Origin of the sequence: Paenibacillus aceris (assembly GCF_017874035.1) — a bacterium.
GTDB lineage: Bacteria > Bacillota > Bacilli > Paenibacillales > NBRC-103111 > Paenibacillus_E > Paenibacillus_E aceris.
In genome coordinates, this window is record NZ_JAGGKV010000008.1 from 138,548 (window position 1) to 155,627 (window position 17,080).

18 protein-coding genes are annotated in these 17,080 nt (G+C 44.6%); 2 read left to right on the forward strand and 16 right to left on the reverse strand.

Annotation, left to right across the window (positions count from 1 at the left end):
* Window positions 1-40 precede the first annotated feature (40 nt).
* The 6 genes from J2Z65_RS16715 to J2Z65_RS16740 all read right to left on the reverse strand — a co-directional run bounded on the left by J2Z65_RS16715 (window position 41) and on the right by J2Z65_RS16740 (window position 4,759).
* Entirely contained in the window at window positions 41-379 is a 339-nt protein-coding gene (locus tag J2Z65_RS16715) for an HIT domain-containing protein (RefSeq protein ID WP_167059896.1), read from the reverse strand.
* Window positions 380-404: 25 nt separating this feature from the next.
* Window positions 405-809 carry an NUDIX hydrolase gene (locus tag J2Z65_RS16720; protein ID WP_167059899.1) on the reverse strand — a complete coding sequence of 135 codons (405 nt, stop codon included), beginning with the start codon at window positions 807-809 and terminating at the stop codon, window positions 405-407.
* Window positions 796-1,281, reverse strand: coding sequence for an NUDIX domain-containing protein (locus J2Z65_RS16725; RefSeq protein WP_167059902.1), 486 nt, complete (start codon window positions 1,279-1,281; stop codon window positions 796-798). The genes J2Z65_RS16720 and J2Z65_RS16725 overlap by 14 nt, the downstream gene beginning before the upstream one ends.
* A 407-nt stretch (window positions 1,282-1,688) precedes the next feature.
* The gene (locus tag J2Z65_RS16730) at window positions 1,689-2,435 is read right to left on the reverse strand and encodes a WecB/TagA/CpsF family glycosyltransferase (RefSeq protein WP_167059905.1); all 747 of its coding nucleotides are present in this window, start codon (window positions 2,433-2,435) and stop codon (window positions 1,689-1,691) included.
* Between the two features lie 179 nt (window positions 2,436-2,614).
* Window positions 2,615-4,048 carry an MDR family MFS transporter gene (locus J2Z65_RS16735; RefSeq protein WP_209855947.1) on the reverse strand — a complete coding sequence of 478 codons (1,434 nt, stop codon included), beginning with the start codon at window positions 4,046-4,048 and terminating at the stop codon, window positions 2,615-2,617.
* A gap of 228 nt (window positions 4,049-4,276) precedes the next feature.
* A complete protein-coding gene (locus J2Z65_RS16740) occupies window positions 4,277-4,759 on the reverse strand; it encodes a DL-endopeptidase inhibitor IseA family protein (RefSeq protein ID WP_167059908.1) in 483 nt (160 codons plus the stop codon).
* A gap of 335 nt (window positions 4,760-5,094) precedes the next feature.
* On the opposite strand from J2Z65_RS16740, the gene J2Z65_RS16745 reads away from it, so the two are divergent.
* Window positions 5,095-6,579 (forward strand): oligosaccharide flippase family protein, encoded by a 1,485-nt coding sequence (locus tag J2Z65_RS16745; RefSeq protein ID WP_167059911.1) that lies wholly within the window; start codon window positions 5,095-5,097, stop codon window positions 6,577-6,579.
* 56 nt (window positions 6,580-6,635) lie between these two features.
* Here the strand turns inward: J2Z65_RS16745 and J2Z65_RS16750 are convergent, their stop codons facing one another.
* Together J2Z65_RS16750 and J2Z65_RS16755 are read right to left on the reverse strand one after the other, a co-directional pair.
* A complete protein-coding gene (locus J2Z65_RS16750) occupies window positions 6,636-6,851 on the reverse strand; it encodes a CDGSH iron-sulfur domain-containing protein (RefSeq protein ID WP_167060339.1) in 216 nt (71 codons plus the stop codon).
* A gap of 53 nt (window positions 6,852-6,904) precedes the next feature.
* Window positions 6,905-7,309, reverse strand: a complete 405-nt coding sequence (locus J2Z65_RS16755; RefSeq protein WP_167059914.1) for an NUDIX domain-containing protein — start codon at window positions 7,307-7,309, stop codon at window positions 6,905-6,907.
* Window positions 7,310-7,472: 163 nt separating this feature from the next.
* Between J2Z65_RS16755 and J2Z65_RS16760 the strand changes: the two genes are divergently transcribed.
* On the forward strand, window positions 7,473-7,943 hold the full coding sequence (locus J2Z65_RS16760) for a GlcG/HbpS family heme-binding protein (protein ID WP_167059917.1): 471 nt from the start codon (window positions 7,473-7,475) through the stop codon (window positions 7,941-7,943).
* A 91-nt stretch (window positions 7,944-8,034) separates the two neighbouring features.
* Here the strand turns inward: J2Z65_RS16760 and J2Z65_RS35325 are convergent, their stop codons facing one another.
* From J2Z65_RS35325 to J2Z65_RS16795, 8 genes are all read right to left on the reverse strand, one after another.
* Complete coding sequence (locus tag J2Z65_RS35325) at window positions 8,035-8,181, reverse strand: DUF5808 domain-containing protein (protein ID WP_240159792.1); 147 nt, start codon at window positions 8,179-8,181, stop codon at window positions 8,035-8,037.
* Between the two features lie 69 nt (window positions 8,182-8,250).
* Complete coding sequence (locus tag J2Z65_RS16765; protein WP_167059920.1) at window positions 8,251-8,793, reverse strand: GNAT family N-acetyltransferase; 543 nt, start codon at window positions 8,791-8,793, stop codon at window positions 8,251-8,253.
* 205 nt (window positions 8,794-8,998) lie between these two features.
* Window positions 8,999-10,294: an extracellular solute-binding protein gene (locus J2Z65_RS16770; protein ID WP_167059923.1), complete on the reverse strand. Its 1,296-nt coding sequence runs from the start codon at window positions 10,292-10,294 to the stop codon at window positions 8,999-9,001.
* 31 nt (window positions 10,295-10,325) lie between these two features.
* Window positions 10,326-11,894, reverse strand: coding sequence for a response regulator (locus tag J2Z65_RS16775; protein ID WP_167059925.1), 1,569 nt, complete (start codon window positions 11,892-11,894; stop codon window positions 10,326-10,328).
* 10 nt (window positions 11,895-11,904) lie between these two features.
* Window positions 11,905-13,728 (reverse strand): cache domain-containing sensor histidine kinase, encoded by a 1,824-nt coding sequence (locus J2Z65_RS16780; protein WP_167059927.1) that lies wholly within the window; start codon window positions 13,726-13,728, stop codon window positions 11,905-11,907.
* An 18-nt stretch (window positions 13,729-13,746) separates the two neighbouring features.
* Window positions 13,747-14,559: a carbohydrate ABC transporter permease gene (locus tag J2Z65_RS16785; RefSeq protein WP_167059929.1), complete on the reverse strand. Its 813-nt coding sequence runs from the start codon at window positions 14,557-14,559 to the stop codon at window positions 13,747-13,749.
* Window positions 14,560-14,570: 11 nt separating this feature from the next.
* Entirely contained in the window at window positions 14,571-15,491 is a 921-nt protein-coding gene (locus J2Z65_RS16790; RefSeq protein WP_167059931.1) for a carbohydrate ABC transporter permease, read from the reverse strand.
* Window positions 15,492-15,591: 100 nt separating this feature from the next.
* Window positions 15,592-16,905: an ABC transporter substrate-binding protein gene (locus J2Z65_RS16795; protein ID WP_167059933.1), complete on the reverse strand. Its 1,314-nt coding sequence runs from the start codon at window positions 16,903-16,905 to the stop codon at window positions 15,592-15,594.
* Window positions 16,906-17,080 lie beyond the last annotated feature (175 nt).

Sequence of the window (17,080 nt, forward strand, 5' to 3'; positions counted from 1 at the left end):
CGGAGCCGCTTGTTGGTTTTTCCTCAACTGAAGGAGTTTATTATTCATTCTTCTTTAACGGTTGACCAAACACAACATGAAAATGAAGATGTTTCGAATCCTGATATGTTCCTACATTTGTTATTACTCTACAAGCGCCATGTTCGGATACCACTTGGGAGGCTACTTTTTTAACGATTTCCATTAACTCAATTAGCAGACCATTATCTTCATCTTCTAACGTAATAAGCGATGAAATATGTTTTTTCGGAATCGTCACAATATGCACTGGATAAAATGGACGCGTATGATGATAAGCAAGTACATTTTCAGACTCCAATACTTTATGTACAGACATTCGACCACTCAATACCTCTTCACAGTAAAAATCCTCCGACATACATGTATCCTCCATTCGGTTTACTTCAAAACGCCCGACTGATTACTTGTCCTTGGAATTCCATGGCATCTATAGCCCGTATCCTCTGAACCTCACTTAATTCAGATATGTGTGCCCATTTATACTCAGAATGCTCAGAACTAAGTTTGATCTGCTCATTTTCTGGTATGTCACAGCGAAATATGCCAACTTGTGCATTAATATTGCTATGATAATAAAATCCAGTTAATACGACGTTGTGAACTACTATTCCGAGTTCTTCATGACACTCACGTAGTAACGCTTGATGAATCGTCTCACCTGGGTCGACACCACCACCGGGTAAACTCCACCCCATATTTCCATATGTTCGCTTTAACATAAGTACATGAACTTCTGAATTCGTTGCAATTGCATGAACGCCAAACCTAAAAGTATCATTGAATCCCATCTGGTTCCTCCACCTCCATATTCATAACTTCAATACTTTCCTCATCTAAATCAAAACAATGGTATTGGGTAACGTTAGCTTTAAGCCATAGTTTTACCGGAAGCGCCTGAGGTCGAAAATTCAAATAGGCGTCTAATTCCTCGATTGGAACAAAACTTGTTTCACTTATCTCATGATCTGGATCATTGTTGCAAGTCATATTCCCTTCGGTAATTTCAGCTGAATAATAAACTTGAAGATAGTGCCCCCAGTCAGACTTTTTAAACTCTGTTACAAATGCGACTTCATTCAGCTTCACAGTATAACCCGTTTCCTCTTTTGCTTCTCTAATCGCTGCTTCTGAAAAGACCTCCCGTTCGTGGGTTCCGCCTTTTGGCAAACTCCAACGGTTATTATTTCCTTTTACCAATAGAATGCTGTCGCCTTTCCTAATGATGACTCCTGCTGCTAATCGATGTGAGGTTGAATACATAACAATCATTCCTTTATTATCAAAATAGTTTGGCAAACCTTGATTGCACTTTGTACAATGATTTTCGCTTAATTGTGCCTCGGCAGCGTGCTATGTTGCATTTATTAAAACCATTTGCTCTTGAAGATGGCTATACAGCACATTTTAGTGAAATGGTTGTATTTTGTACAATGAAGTGTGGCTGCAGCTCTTAAAAGTCATCAAATCGTTGTATAAAGTACAACGAAAGCCCGCAACCAAGAGCCGAGAAAGCCCTAAAGGCCTTCTCAGCGCCGTATATCATGGTTTCCTCAGCTTTACCTCGTGAACCAAAGCATGCCACTTATTTCAATAAAATAAGAGGAACTACCTCGCGGCCAGCTCCTCTAATCTTTTTTCCGTTGTTGTGTGTTTTATTTCTTGGTCATTTATTGTAAACGGTTATTTTCTTTAAAGAACAAAGCTTTCATTGCAAAGCGAGGCAAAATTAATTGTCTTCGCCATCTAGAGGGTTGATTGATTAGTCGGTACAACCACTCCACATTTAACTTTTGCCATATGACGGGTGCTCTTTTTACGGTTCCTGCTATGACATCTAGACTTCCTCCTACACCAATAGCAACCCGAGCATTTAATTTATTTTTAAACTTATGGATCCAAAATTCAGCTTTTGGAGCTCCGAGTGCAACGACTAATACATCGGGACTCAAAGTCGCTATTTCATCTACAATTTGTGCCTCAACTTTCTGATCAAAGAAGCCATGATGTCTACCCACCACGGATACGTTTGGGTACTTCTTCCTTATTTCCTCTGAAGCCTTTAAACTAGTTATCTCATTCGCGCCCAAAAGATAAAATGACCAATTATTTTCATTCCCAATCTCCAGTAAATTGATGAAAAGATCACAACCTGTAACGCGTTCAGGAAGAGGATTACCTTTTAACCGGGAAACCATAACAATCCCTGTACCATCCGCGGTTAGGTGACCCGCCTCATCAATTATGGAGCGGAGCTGCAAGTCATGCTGACATGACATGGTGATTTCTGGATTAAGTGTCACCACATGAAACAGATCCGCTTTTTTATCCGTTATAACTTGGTCAATGATATGTACGGTTTCTTCCATAGTTACTTTGGGTACTGGAATCCCCATTATTTTCGAACAATTATCCATTTCGTCCACCTTTGAAGACATTTTGATATAAATATTCTTTCGTCAAGAAGTTTCGCTATGAAAATAGTATCCCATAAGCCCAACTAAAGTCTAGTCGGTTTTTCTTATGCCTCATAAGGTTAACGAAAAAGGCAGCCGATCCATTTATGGTCAGCTGCCTAAGTGTTCCCTTTTTGAAGTTAGTGCATGGAATTCATTGTCTCATGCTTGACGACGACGCGGCGAATGAAGAATGCCATGGCTAATCCAATTAGCGTCACAATCATCGCAAACATAAACACATCTTGCGAACCGAAGGTCATTGCATTAGCCATCTCCTTCAGTTCGGTCGGCGCAGAAGATTTGTGCAAATATTTCTCCATGCCGCTAGTAAGGATGCTGATAGCGAACGCTGTTCCGATAGCGCCAGCAACCTGCTGGAGAGTGTTCATGACTGCCGTACCATGCGGATACAATTCCGGAGGCAGCTGGTTCAAGCCATTCGTCTGAGACGGCATCCATACCATAGAAATACCAACCATTAAACCAATATGCAGCGAAACAATAAAAGCGATGGAAGAAGCCAACGTAATGCCTGAGAAAAACCACAACATAGCAGCAACGATGGCAAGGCCGGGAATTACAAGCCACCTCGGACCATATTTATCGAACAAGCGACCCATTCTCGGTGACAGAATGCCATTCAACGCACTTCCTGGCAAGAGCATGAGCCCGGCGGAGAACGCCGAAAGTCCCATACCATTCTGAAGATACATGGGTAGAATAATCATACTAGATAAGATGATCATCATACATGACAGCACCATAAGCAGCCCTACGATGAACATCGGGTACTTGAAGACTCGCAGGTTCATCATTGGCTCGCGCATGAAAATCTGACGCAATACGAATATTCCGAGCGCGATTAACCCAATGATGATGGAAGTGATTACGATCGTGCTGCCCCAGCCTCCCTCGCTTTCACCTGCTTTGCTAAAACCGAATACGACACCGCCAAATCCGATTGTTGACAATAAAATTGACGGCAGATCGATGCGAGGTTTCGTGACTTCTGTAACGTTTTCCAAATACTTTAGCCCTACAAACAATCCTATAATTAAAAATGGAAGTGAGAGCCAGAAAATGTAGTGCCATGTTAAATATTCGATCAAAAGACCTGCTACGGTCGGGCCGGTCGCTGGCGCAAACATGATGACGAGACCAACGAAACCCATCGCCGCACCGCGCTTATCCGGCGGGTAAACGACAAGGATTGTATTAAACATTAGCGGAATCAACAAACCCATGCCAACCGCCTGCAGGACTCGAGCAACCATTAGCATTTCGAAATTGATTGCTATCGCCGCAATAAATGTACCTACGATCGAACTTGCTAGTGAGACTACGAACAATTGCCTCGTAGTAAACCATTGCAGCAGCAGCCCAGTCATCGGCATCAGAATACCGAGTGTCAACAGAAACCCAGTCGTCAACCACTGAGCCGTAGCGGCTGAAATTTTAAAGACGTCCATTAAATTACTGATCGCAATGTTAAGCGCCGTCTCGCTAAACATCCCGACAAAGCCACAAATAAGCAGCGATGCCATAATGGCTCGCGTATTATATTGTTTCATGATCAAATCCACTTTCCTCTCCTGAAAAATCTCTGTTATACGCGATCTATTAATTTCGCTATTTGTTAAAAATAGAGCTCACAGCTCTTAATGTCAATATCTGAAATAATATTTTTTAGTAAATTTAGTGGGAATTCATGTTCCCACGTGGTTGACTCCTACTGCTCACATTAGAAGCAAAACTTAGACCCGCAGTAACACACTGCGGGTCTAAGTTCTATATCTAAGTCAATCTAGCAAACAATTGCACGGTTGATAACGACAGTCGCTTTTTGTCCCTGTTCTCGAGACGATTTGAATCCTCTCGTCATTTTCTGATTTCTGAATCGTGTAATGGATAACACGGTTTCTATCTGTTTCACATGATAGAACGCATCGAATTTCACACTGATCAGGTCTGGATTCTAGAATACGCAAGGATTCCACACGACAGGGAAGATCTTGTGGGGGATCACCTAGCAATGTAGCTGTTTCCCCGTTAATTGAGAGCACCTTTAAATTACACATCATCGTTTTGGTAAATTTATCATTCCAATACTGGTTGAAAAATAGTTCGACCTTCTGGATCGTATCGAACCGTTCATCATCTACAACCTGAAAGATGTATCCGTTCAGGTCCAACTCCTCACCCTTTCGATCTGAATAGCAGACTTCAAACCAAACCTGTTCGGCTTCATCAATAAATTTTTCCAGCTTGCTTTCACTCCACATGAACTTCACCTCATCTATATAATATGAAGCTCATGTTTTATCGTTCACTTGAGAATCAGTATTTTATAATTATAACGAAACACCAAGGAATCCGCGTGTTAATTGAAAATCAACGTTACCCTGTTGATAGAGTCGTGGCGTATAGCAATGCTCAATGACTTGCTTACACAATACACCATATTTCTCTTACAGCAATAAGCAGCCCGTCATAAGCAAAGAATATCTTTGTTTTTCTCCGTTTTCCTTCAAATTCTTGGTTTGTCATCCAATTGGGTGTTTGATACCCTTTGGATATATACATGTAAGACCTAAACCATGGAAGAGGGGAAGTCCCCATGCGAAAACAGCGTTTCAAATTATCAGATACACAGCGTTTTTTACTTCGAAATGTTTCCATCATTGGTCTCGGACTTTTTATCAATCAAATGCTGCAAACCGTTGGCAGTATCGTACTCGCCCGAGAGCTCAATGACCCCGACCGATTTGGCGAGGTTAACCTGCTGTTGCAAATCTTCGGAATGATGTCGCTTTTTCTCAATTTCGGTTTCAATTCATCTCTCATCTATGCGTTTTCGCGAAAACCTTTGGAAGCGGTTCAAACGAATTTCCGAGTCGCCTTGATAGGCAGTACCCTATTCAGCCTCCTCATCGGATTACTGCTTTGCGTCTTAGCTCCGATATTAGCGAACTACTATCATTTGACAGAGCTTCGAGGAGCACTGATGCTGAGCTCGATCATGTTTATTTTCAACTCGATTCTCAACATTGGCGTTGCTTCCTTTTCTGGAAACCGCGATTTCGGAACACAGGCCTTTTTTATGGTTATTACAACGGCACTGTCCACGATTGGGACGGTACTCGGTGTGCTTTTGCCGCGCGGCAGCTTGAATTTATTAGAAAACATTTCACTTTGGATGGGCGTAGGGGCACTCCTGACAGCCTTATTTATTTGTATCAAAGTTGAACGTGTGCATAAACCTCGATGGTTCGGTCCTCTACCGATTCTGGAGATCAAAAACATGCTAGCCTACGGTCTGCCATCCTGGGCAGGCAATATTGCGAAGGCGTTTCAGCAGCCTTTTCTTGTCATGATGGTTGGCTCCAGCTCCGTTCTGGCTGTAGGTTATTTAGCCAACGGTTTTCGTATTACGGGCTTTATCGGAATCATCACGTGGGCGTTCATGATAGTCACACTGCCCTTTGTCGCTGAAAGTGCTCAGGATGTTGAAGAAAGCAAGCGGCGCGGTACGAGTTGTATCCGTTACAACAACCTCATGCTGTACCCGTTAACGGCAATCATTTGTTTATATCCAGATCAGATTAATGGATTTTTATTTGGTTCTGATTATTCAACAGGCGATTCCGCTGTGTACATTCGCTTAATGGCGCTTGGCGTCCTCTTTTCTTCCGTTGGCCGGCTCGGCGGAAGTATTATGGCGGGTATTGGCAAAACAAAATCCACGTTCTGGGTCATGATTGCTGCCGGAATTTTCGTTGTTATTTTTGTACCTATGGTTGCTGCTAGCAGCCCTGTGATTGCAGTTTGGATTTATACTGGAGGTTGGGCCGTGTCCGCCCTTACGATGATTGGATTTTATTACTATGAAAAGTTTGCGCTTAATTGGTGGAAGGCTTATGGCGAGCCATTGCTGCCGACACTTGTGATGCTGGCGATTATGGAGGCTGGCCGATTTGCAAAAGGCTGGTTTCCCCTCTTCGTTTGCGTAGGACTTCTCGCATTAATCTCTTTCACGATAAGAATTGAGAAAAACCCTAAACCAAGTTCAAATACTGCGAAAAGTGCTCATCCATTGTTGTAATTTATGCAAACAACCCGGTTTCGTCGTCACGAGACCGGGTTGTCGCTTGCCAAGACTTACTCTTTCTTCGCTCTAGGTGCGCTTTCGAAGCCGATCGACTTGTGAGTGCCGTCGCAAAACGGCTTGTTGCCAGATCCACCGCAACGGCACAGCGAGAACGATTCTTTATGCTCGAACGGGTTCCCTTCCGCGTCTACCAACTCGACCGGCCCCGTCACCCGAAGCGATCCGTTGTCGTTCACTTTAATTGTCACTTTGTTTTCGTCTGCCATGAGCTTCCCTCCAATGCAATCGTTCACACTATTGTTCTCCAATTTCGTTAAAATTAAAACTCAACATAAAATGGATGAAGTTCCTCATTTAAACAAAGCTCAATTCGCTTCCTGAAATTTTTCCACGTCACCATTTCTAATGCGACTTCGATTGGAAAAAATCCGACTTCTAAAGCCTCAGAGGTTGTTGTTAATTGTCCTCCGACTGGTCTGCCTATAAATAAAGTGTTGCAAATACACTGACTTACATTTTGAAAAACACCACAAAATTTTGTGACCTCTATATCTAAACCGCTTTCTTCCTTTGTTTCTCTGACCGCTGCATCTTTCAACGATTCGCCTTCTTCAACCTGTCCTCCTGGCATTTCCCAGCCTCGTCTTGGACCTTTTATTAATAAAATTTCATTATGCTCATTAAGTACAATTGCAGCCGCAGAAACAATATGTTTAGGAACCACTTCATCGGCCTCCTACTCTTAAATGAATAAGAGAATTTTACCACCTTTTTCCTGAAATTGGTATACTGTCCGCTTGCTTCGGTTCTTCTAACCTTTTGCATTCACCATACTCGGCGAATGACCATACACTAACGGAGTATCCAAATCCTGAGGAGTGAGTGAAATGTTCAAACTAACCTTAGAAGCGGCCAAACAATTGCTTTCAGTCGCGGAACAGAAAGCCCGGCAGATGGGGCTGTCAAGCGATATAGCGATTGTTGATGAAGGCGCGAACCTCATCGCTTTCCATCGCATGGACAGTGCCCGATTAGCTGGTATCGACATTTCCCAGAACAAGGCTTGGACTAGCGTAGCTATGCAAATGCCGACAGCCAACCTTGCGCAATCGGCGCTTCCTGGCTCTCCCTCGTATGGCATCAATACGACCAACCATGGCAGAATTGTCATCCTTGGCGGTGGCATCCCATTCGTCTATAAAGACAAAGTCATCGGTGGCATCGGTGTAAGTGGAGGCACGAGCGCCCAAGATATCGAAGTAGCAACTGCCGCTGTTAGTGCCTTCAAGAGCCTAGTAGGCGTTGGAGACTCGTCGATAACTAGTGCTCGCATCGGTTCTATCCACTCGAGCAGGTAGTCTGCATCGATCTTTGTTCAATAAAGAGACCCACAGCTACAGCGGGGGTCTCTTTGATAATTAAAAGGGTACCGTCATTCCTTAGATGACTCTACTTACTTGCCACTCTATATATCAGGAATCCGACGATAATTAAAATAATAACCCAACTGATCGGATGTGCGAAGTTTAATGTCCATCCTAACCCTAATCGCTTAGGAACAATAATTGACTTATTGTTTGGGTTAAAGTAGAACATACCCCATTTATAGTGTTTCCGGTCCTTATCATCCAATGTTCATTTCTCCGATTTCGTTAAGTTAGTTGACTAGTTATCCACGTAAGGATTGATAAGAGCCAGTACCTGATGATCCTCCCACACCCCGTTGATCTTCACGTTGCTCCGGGAGATGCCTTCTTTGTGGAAGCCGGCATTCTCAAGCACGCGGATTGAACCGGGATTTCGGGGAGAGGCTTCCCCGACGATCCGGTGAAGCTTCAGTTCTTCGAAAGCATAGCGTACCACCTGCTTCACCGCCTCCGTCATATAACCCTTGCCATTATAAGCCTGGTCTAGGTTGTACCCGATCATGCAGCTCTGAAGCGGTCCACGCACCACAAAGGACAGACCAATGCTGCCAATAATCCGTTTGTCCTCCTTGTGGCAAATAACGAAAGCATATCTCCGATCCTCCGCCCGGTCTGCCTTGCTTTTCGTAATGCTTTGGAGCTGGTGTTCTTTTGTATAATACTCTTCAGGAGTGCTTGGCGAAAACTTTTCAAAGAACTCCCGATTGCGCTTGTACATGGCTGTCAATTCTTCGGCGTCCGTCTCCTCAGGGAACCGGATGTACACATGCTGCTCTGACATCTGCCACCATCCTCACAATTTAAAATATTGAATCATTATATCACAGGATGGTTGCATTTACGTTTAGCATCATTCCAGTTATACTATTTTCGAGATTTTGGACAAGTTGTCGAGAGATTCGAACCAACGGACGATATGAACCTACTTAGTCGCAGTATAGAAAAACAGTTGAACATACTCTCATAAGAATGAGGGTATGTTCTTGTTAGTTCGCAAGAATTTCGTTGATTTTCTTTTCCAGCGTAATCAAACCTTCCTCCGGGTCCATCCCGCCTAACACGATGCTTTGCAAGTCCTCAGACAAAGTTGTAAAAATGGTCGCGTATTTATCTGTTTTCGGTGCAAATTTAACGTAACGTTGAGCTTCTATAAATATGTTCCGGAAGGGCATTTGCTGATAGACAGGACTTTGCACGACAGCTCGATTAGCGGGAACATGCCCTGCCTGCCCCCAAAGTGTACTTCCTACCTCGGAAAAATATTTCATGAAGGCCATGGCTGCCTTTTGTTTTTCTTTGTTTACATAGCTCGGAACGACCAGCGTGTGTGAACTGCCCCAATGGACGGGGCTGCCAAATATAGGCGGGAGCGGAACAACGCCGACCTGTAAGGAGGGTTCGCTCAAATGATGCCCAGCCTCCCAGACACCGCCAAACCATAGCGCTGCTTTCCCGTTGTGGAACGAATCCCATGGCGTTTTGTCGTTCAAGTCAGACAAACGTGTTGCGTACAGCAGTTGATAAAATTTCAACACTCGCAAAGCTTTCTCATTATGTATCGCTGCTTTGGAAATATCAGGCGTGAGCAAATCGCCGCCAGCCTCATAATACAAGTTAAGGAAAGGCTCTTGAAAGTACGGCGTATTGACCGCAAATGGCTGAACGCCCGGAACTCTCGTCTGAATCTGTGTCAAAACCTGAACAAAACCCTCCGGCGATGCCTCCCCGAGTCTGGGGGTACCATCTTCATTCAACAAATCGGCTTTTTTCAAAATTTCCTTATTGTAGTAGAGTACATGAAAATGCGTATCCAGCGGAATGGCATAAGGCTTCCCGTTAATGCTGACGCTTTGTACATTAGAATTCTCAATCTCGTCAAAACGGAACCCATTTTCGTTTGCCAAGTCATCCAGCGGCATAATTTGCTTCGCTTTGATAAAAGGAGAAATGCGATCCACGTGCGCCACGGCGACATCCGGTCCTTTTCCTGAAGAGAGCGCCGTGCTCAGCTTCACATAGTACTCATTGGATTCCAGCCGAAGCTGCTTTACGAAAACTGATTTCTGCGAACTGTTAAAGCTCTGAATAAGCTGCTCGACATAGTCGCCTTCTCCGCCGCCAAAGGGATTCCAAAAGGAGATTTCAACCGGAGGCGCCGTTTTCTCTTTTGCCGATTCGGGCGTGTTGGTTTCTAACGCAGTGGAACAGGCTGTGAGGGTCAATATGAGTCCCCCTATGCACGCAGCACGCAGAAACTGCTCCTTGCTTCTCTTTTTAAGCACATAGCCCCCCCCCCTTCCTTGACCTAATCTCTCACCCCTTAGCGCGAGACCTGTACTCCGATGGAGAAACGCCGGCAATTTTTTTGAACACTTTAGAAAAATATTTCGGGTCCGCGATCCCCACCAAATGACCGATGTCAGCCGTCTTCAGTTCCCCCGTGAGCAAAGACTTCGCCTTTTCAATGCGGATGCGTGTCAAATATTCCAAAAAGCTTTCGCCCATTTCTTTTTTGAATAAGTTAGCAAAATAATTTTTGCTCAAATGAACGAGGTTAGCGATTGATTGAAGGGAAATCTCCTGTTGATAATACTGCTGGATAAACTGCGTTGCTTTAATGATGCTGTTTCGATCGCTGTTATAAATCTGAATCATATGCTGAAGCAGTGCGTCAAAAGCTCCCATGAACCAAGCTTTGCTCTGCCCTAATGTTTCTAATTTGGATAACTGGTCAAAATATTGCTTTTTTAACTGCATGATACTCATCTGATCGCTAGATACATCGGACCATAGCGTCGTCAGCATAATCAAAAGCTCAAGAGAAATAATTTGCACAATATCATAGTCTTTGCGGGCATCCAACTGCTCGAACAGCTCTTCCAGGTAGGTCTGCAATTCCTTTGCTTGAAAAGCGTAAACCATCGAATGAATATGGTTCGTGCTTATTTTTATCGGTTCCGTTACTCCGCTCTGTCCTGGCACATAATCTGTGCCATAAGCAATCACCTTTCCACTGCCGGCGAACATTTTATATTTAACAGCTGCTTTTGCCTGTTCGTATGACGCATGCAGCTCTTTCAACTCTCGAAATTCGGCGCTAATGCCGATCGTATAGCCCATGCCGTAAAGGGCATGGAACTGTGCTAGTATCGCCTCCGCAATTTCGCGGGATACCTTCTGACCTTGCCAATGCGGCATGCCGCTGAGCAGCAGCAGCATATTCATTTTCCCTTGGCGGTCAGGGAACACCTCATAGGCGAGCTCCCGGGTTTGCAGCAAGCTTTCTATTATCTTACACAGAGCAGCCTGCCCTTCTACAACACCTAGATCCGTTGCAACCTTATCCAAATGGAGCAAATAAAATGGAGAGCTTCTTGGGTACCCGAGGGTGCTCTGAAGATTGCTTATCTCTCTTTGCGTCCCTTCGGCAAGCTCCCGCAGAAGCTTCTCCTTCCACATCGGTTCCACGGCGGGCTCCTGACTTTCCGCTCCGGCTGGCGAAGTGATCTCGATAGCTTCCTTGACCTTAAGCAAAGCCTGCTCAAAATCTCGCGGCATCATATCCGATTTGATTAAATACTCTGATACGCCGTTGCGAATCGCTTCCTTGGCATACCCGAAGTCCTCGATATTGCTAAGGATTAGAATTTTCATGTAAGGATTTATTTTACGAACCTCTGAAATGAGGGCAATCCCGTCCATGAGCGGCATTTTAATATCAGTAATCAGAATATCTGGCATCTCCTTGCTCATGAGCTCCAACGCTTCTTGGCCGTTAGAAGCTTCCCCAATAACGGTTAAGCCCAGTTTCTCCCAGTCGATCATCGAACGGATGCCAAACCTGACGATATATTCATCTTCTACGATGATTACTCGAAACATGATGTCCCCCCTATTCGATCACGGGAAGCCAAATCCCAATGCTCGTTCCTGAATCGATGACACTCCGAATGTCTATGCCATATGACTTCCCGCAAATCAGCTTGATACGCTCCTCGACATTGGCTAGACCGATCCCCCCCATTTTGTCAGCGGATGTCGCTTGAGTCGGTCCCTGCAAACTATTCACAAGACCCGGATCCATCCCTCTTCCGTTATCTGCCACGACGAAACGGATGCCTCCTTCCGGATGCAGCGAGCAGCGGATATGAATCTCTCCTCCGGATTCGCGGTCGGTAAACGCATGGAGAATCGCATTTTCCACAATAGGCTGCAAAATCAGCTTGGGAGTCTTTAGGCTGCGGACATCTTCGTCAATGTGAAAATACGTTTGAATGTCGAAATTGAATCTGAATTTCTGAATACCCAGATAGCACTGGACATGCTCGATTTCTTCTTCGACGGTGACGGTTTCTTCACCTTTGCCCAGAGAGATCCGCAGGAGTCGCGATAGCAAGCTAACCATTTCGGCGGCATTGTTCGCCTTCTGCAATAGAGCAGTCCATTTAATAATATCCAGCGTATTGTACAAAAAGTGGGGATTGATCTGCGCCTGCAGCGCTTTAAGCTCCGCAATACGCTTATGATTTTGCTCCTCATAGACTGCTTTCAGCAGCTCGTCAAGCCGGGTCACCATGTAATTGAAATTTTCGCCCCAAATATCAAACTCATCCTTACGACGCTTAGCCTTGAACCGAACGCTCAAATCACCTGACATTACCTGGCGCATCAAACGGATCATTTTCAAAATCGGATTTGAAATCGAATTGGCCAGAAACATCGCCGTCAAGATTGAAAACCCGATACAAATAAGAGCAATCACGATGATGATTTGCAGCATGCGGTTAGAGTCTTTGTACAGCGCAGATTCCGAGATGACATTTACCACCATCCAGTCATTGGTATGCAGCTTTTTGTAATTCACGATCCATTTCTGCCCTGCATGCTTTAACGGAAAACCATGAGCTTCTTCGGAAGACTGGAGCAATTGAGTTGAGCCCTGCTCGCCAAGAACTTCCTGCACAGGTTTACCTATAAATTGATTGTCTGGATAGGAAATAATTTGACCGCTGCCGTTAATGATAAAGCTTTGCAGGTCGGAAGAGTTCTTGGTCACCTTGCTGACGATTTCCTTGAGTACATCCTCGCGAATATCAAGCACGGCTATGATACCAACAGGGCTGTCGTCAGAGGTCTTATAGATCTGCTTCGCAAGTGAGAACACGTGGACGCTCTGTGAATTCAAACTGTCGACATAGGTGCCAAACCGGGTCGGAAACCAACGGAAGTTGCTGCCATCCTCAAGGGTTTTAAGAAATGGCGACACGATGCCCTTGGAACGGTCGCTCCAACGGTAAATGCCCTTGATATAATGATTCTCCGATAGAAACGAGATCGATTGGAAATCTTGATTAATCGCAATAATGGTAGAAAGCTTCGTCGTCAAAGATAAGCTGTCCAGATCATATTGTGCGGTATCCATCCGATCGAGCGTGCGCAGCATGGAAACGATTTCATTATTGTTGACGACTTGCATCATCATATCCTTGTAGATGCCAAGCCGTGTGTCGATATTATCGGCCGTTTGCTTGAGCAGCTGCTCGGAGTATTCCGTCACTTTATTATTAATCGTCGATTTGGATATGGAATAAGAAATAAACCCCATGGCAAGCAGAGGTGTCAATGAGAACAGAAATAAAAGCAGCATCCATTTATAACGTACGCTGCTTGGCCATATAAGTACCCTTTTGCTTATCCTTTCAGGTAGCATTGCCATGATGAAAATCCCTTCTATTTATCCTTTAATCCCTGACATTGCCACACCTTGAACAATGTGCCTTTGCAGCATGATAAACACCACAATGGTTGGTACTGCTGCAATAGAGCTTGCTGCCATAATCATATTCAAGGACATTATGTTATTCGACAAAAATGTTGGCAGTCCTGCCGAAAGAATCATGTTCTCTTGGGAGGTGATCGATAAGTAAGGCCATAGGAAATTGTTCCAGGAAAGGATGAAATAGAAGATACCGACGGACACCATCGCCGATTTCGTAAGCGGCAAACAGATGCGCAACCATAAGCTGACACTCCGGCAGCCGTCAATTTGCGCAGCCTCCATATAGTCTTTAGGCACTCCGTCCATAAACTGCTTCAGCAGCAGAATCCCGATCGGATTCGTCAAGCCGGGAAGAATAATCGCCCAAATATTATCGATTAGCTTCAAATGTAGCGTAGTCTCATAAAGTGGGATCAAGATGGCCTCAGTCGGGATAAGCAATCCTGACACGATGAGAAGATAGAACAAGCCTTTGGATTTGAATGGCAATTTGGAAAAAGAGAAGGCAGCCAGCGAGCTGAAAAGTAATGAGACTACTGTGGTCAGCACACCAATCACCATGGAGTTCCAGGTCCATCTTAGAATTTGGGAATCCTTCATCACTTTTGCGTAATTGACAAAGGTCAAATCGGACCATTTTACCCAGTCATTTAGTGTATATACATTAATTCCATTAGGCTTCAATGACACCAGAAGCATCCATATGAGCGGGAAAATAAACAGCATGGCTAGAACGACGGCGATTACGTTCAGTGTAACATGTTTCATAAGAACCTCCGTTAGTCTTGACGATTGGTCAGTTTAAATTGAATCAAGGCAATGAGCAGCATCATGAGACAAAAGACAATGGACTGTGCGGAAGCCAGACCGAACATATCCTTTTTAAACCCAGTCACATAAATGTATCTGATCATTGTATTCGTCGAATCGCCCGGACCGCCGCCTGTCATGATTTGTACTTGGCCAAACAGCTTCAAACATGAAATAACTTGATAAAATACTTGTATTTTCATGACTCTGGACAAACCCGGCAGCGTGATATGCCAGAATTGCTTCCAGGCGCCTGCGCCATCTATTTTCGCAGCTTCATAGTGATCCGTCGGGATTTCTTGCAGTCCGGCGAGAAACAACACCATCACGAAACCAACGGTCCACCAATCGGTCGTTAACGTAATAGCCCACCATGCAAAATGGTTATCGGTCAACCAGTGAATTTCTCCGGGGATGCCTGCAAGCTTTAAAAACGCATGTATCGGTCCGTATTTAGAGTCAAACATACGCAGCCAAATAAAGCTGATAACAGAAACCGAAAGCACATAAGGCAAGAAAAAAATCGAACGAATCGTTGTTCGGAATAAGATTTTCTGATTGATCAGCAGAGCCAACACCAACCCCAGCACGATGACGGTCGGCGCGCAAATCAAAACGAAATAAAACGAGTGCCACATATACAAATAAAAGTCGGAATCGGTGAAAATCTTCTTGTAATTGGCTAAACCAACATACTTTTGCATGCCTTGAATGTTCCATACATGCAGACTCATCCACGCACCCCGCCATACCGGCCAGAGATAAAAGACGGTAAACGGAACGAGGAACGGTATTAGGTACATAATCGCTTTCCAGTCATTGAGAAAAGACCATGCGTATGTTTTTCGATGGACAACCATTTCTTCGTTCTCTCTCACTTTAGTTTCCATGGGGCATACTCCTTCAATCTTTGCTTTCTTCATAATAAAAAACGGGATGAAGCCGCCGCTTACACTTTTTAGCAGCTTCACCCGGCTCTGATTACTTAGACTAGTTGGATAAAATATCGTTGATTTGTTTCTCCATCGTTTTCAAGCCGTCTTCCGGCGTTTGCTTGCCGAAAATAATGTTTTGCAGCGATTCAGAAACTGTCGTAATAATCGTCGTGTATTTATCCGTTTTCGGTGCGAACTTCACTGTTTTTTGTGCCTCAATGAAGAAATTACGATAAGGCAGCTTTTTGTACTCCTCGCTAGTCGTTACAGCACTGTTAGCCGGCACGTGGCCTGCTTGACCCCAGGTTTTGCCGCCTACCTCAGAGAAATACTTCATGAACTTGGCCGCTGCTTCTTGCTTATCAGGCGCTACATAAGAAGGAATCACGAGCAGATGAGAACTTCCCCAATGTGTTTGGCTGCCAAAAATAGCCGGGAGCGGCATAGCGCCAATATTTGGCGATTTTTCACCTAACAGCAGGCCTGCTTCCCATACGCCGCCGAACCAGAAGGCTGCTTTGCCGTTGTGGAACGAATCCCAAGGTGTTTTATCATTGAGATCGGTATATTTGTTATTGTAGAGATCCATATAGAACTTCAAGACGCTGAGTGCTTTCTCATTGTTTATGGCCGCTTTGGTCGAATCTGCATTTAGCAAATCGCCTCCGGCTTCATAGTACAGGTTCAAGAATGGTTCTTGGAAATACGGTGTATTTACGGCGAGTGCTTGCACGTCCGGCACTTTGGCCTGAATTTGAGCGAGTGTCTTTTTGAAGCCCTCCGGCGATAGATCGCCAAGCTTAGGCGTGCCGTCATCGTTCAGCAGCTCAGCTTTTTTCAACAAATCCTTATTGTAATAAAACATGTGGAAATGGGTGTCTAAAGGAACCGCATATGGCTTGCCGTCGTATGAGACGCTTTTGATATTGGCGTCGGAAATTTGTTTTAAATCAAAGCCAACCTTACTGGCTAACTGATCTACTGGCACAATTTGCTTCGCTTTCACAAACGGTGAAATGCGGTCCACGTGCGCGACGGCGACGTCCGGTCCTTTGGAGGATGAGAGCGCTGTACTGAGCTTCGCGTAATACTCGTTAGATTCAAGGCGTAGCTGCTTCACCGTGACTTCCTTCTGTGATTCGTTGTAGCCCTTTATGATTTGATCAACGAAATCGCCCTCTCCCCCGCCGAACATATTCCAGAAGGTGATTTCAACCGGAGCTGCCGGTTTAGCCGCCTGTGCTTTCTCTGTGGCGGCTGTTGACGCTGCCGGCGCGTTGGCAGCGCTTTCTTTTGTGCTCGAACAGCCGGAGATGACTAATGCGAGTGCTACACTGGCCGTTAGCATACTTGTTAACTTCTTTTTCATGGTACCTACAACCCTCTCTCTGATTATTGGATGGGATTCGAAAGCCTTTTCACACTTGCTTGTATTGGCGGCTTCCTTGGTTATTACTTTACAGGGTCTAGGCACTGTCTTGAACCGATAAAAGGCACATCTTTGGGAGACAAATTTAAGAATTGTAAGCGCATGCAAATGAGCT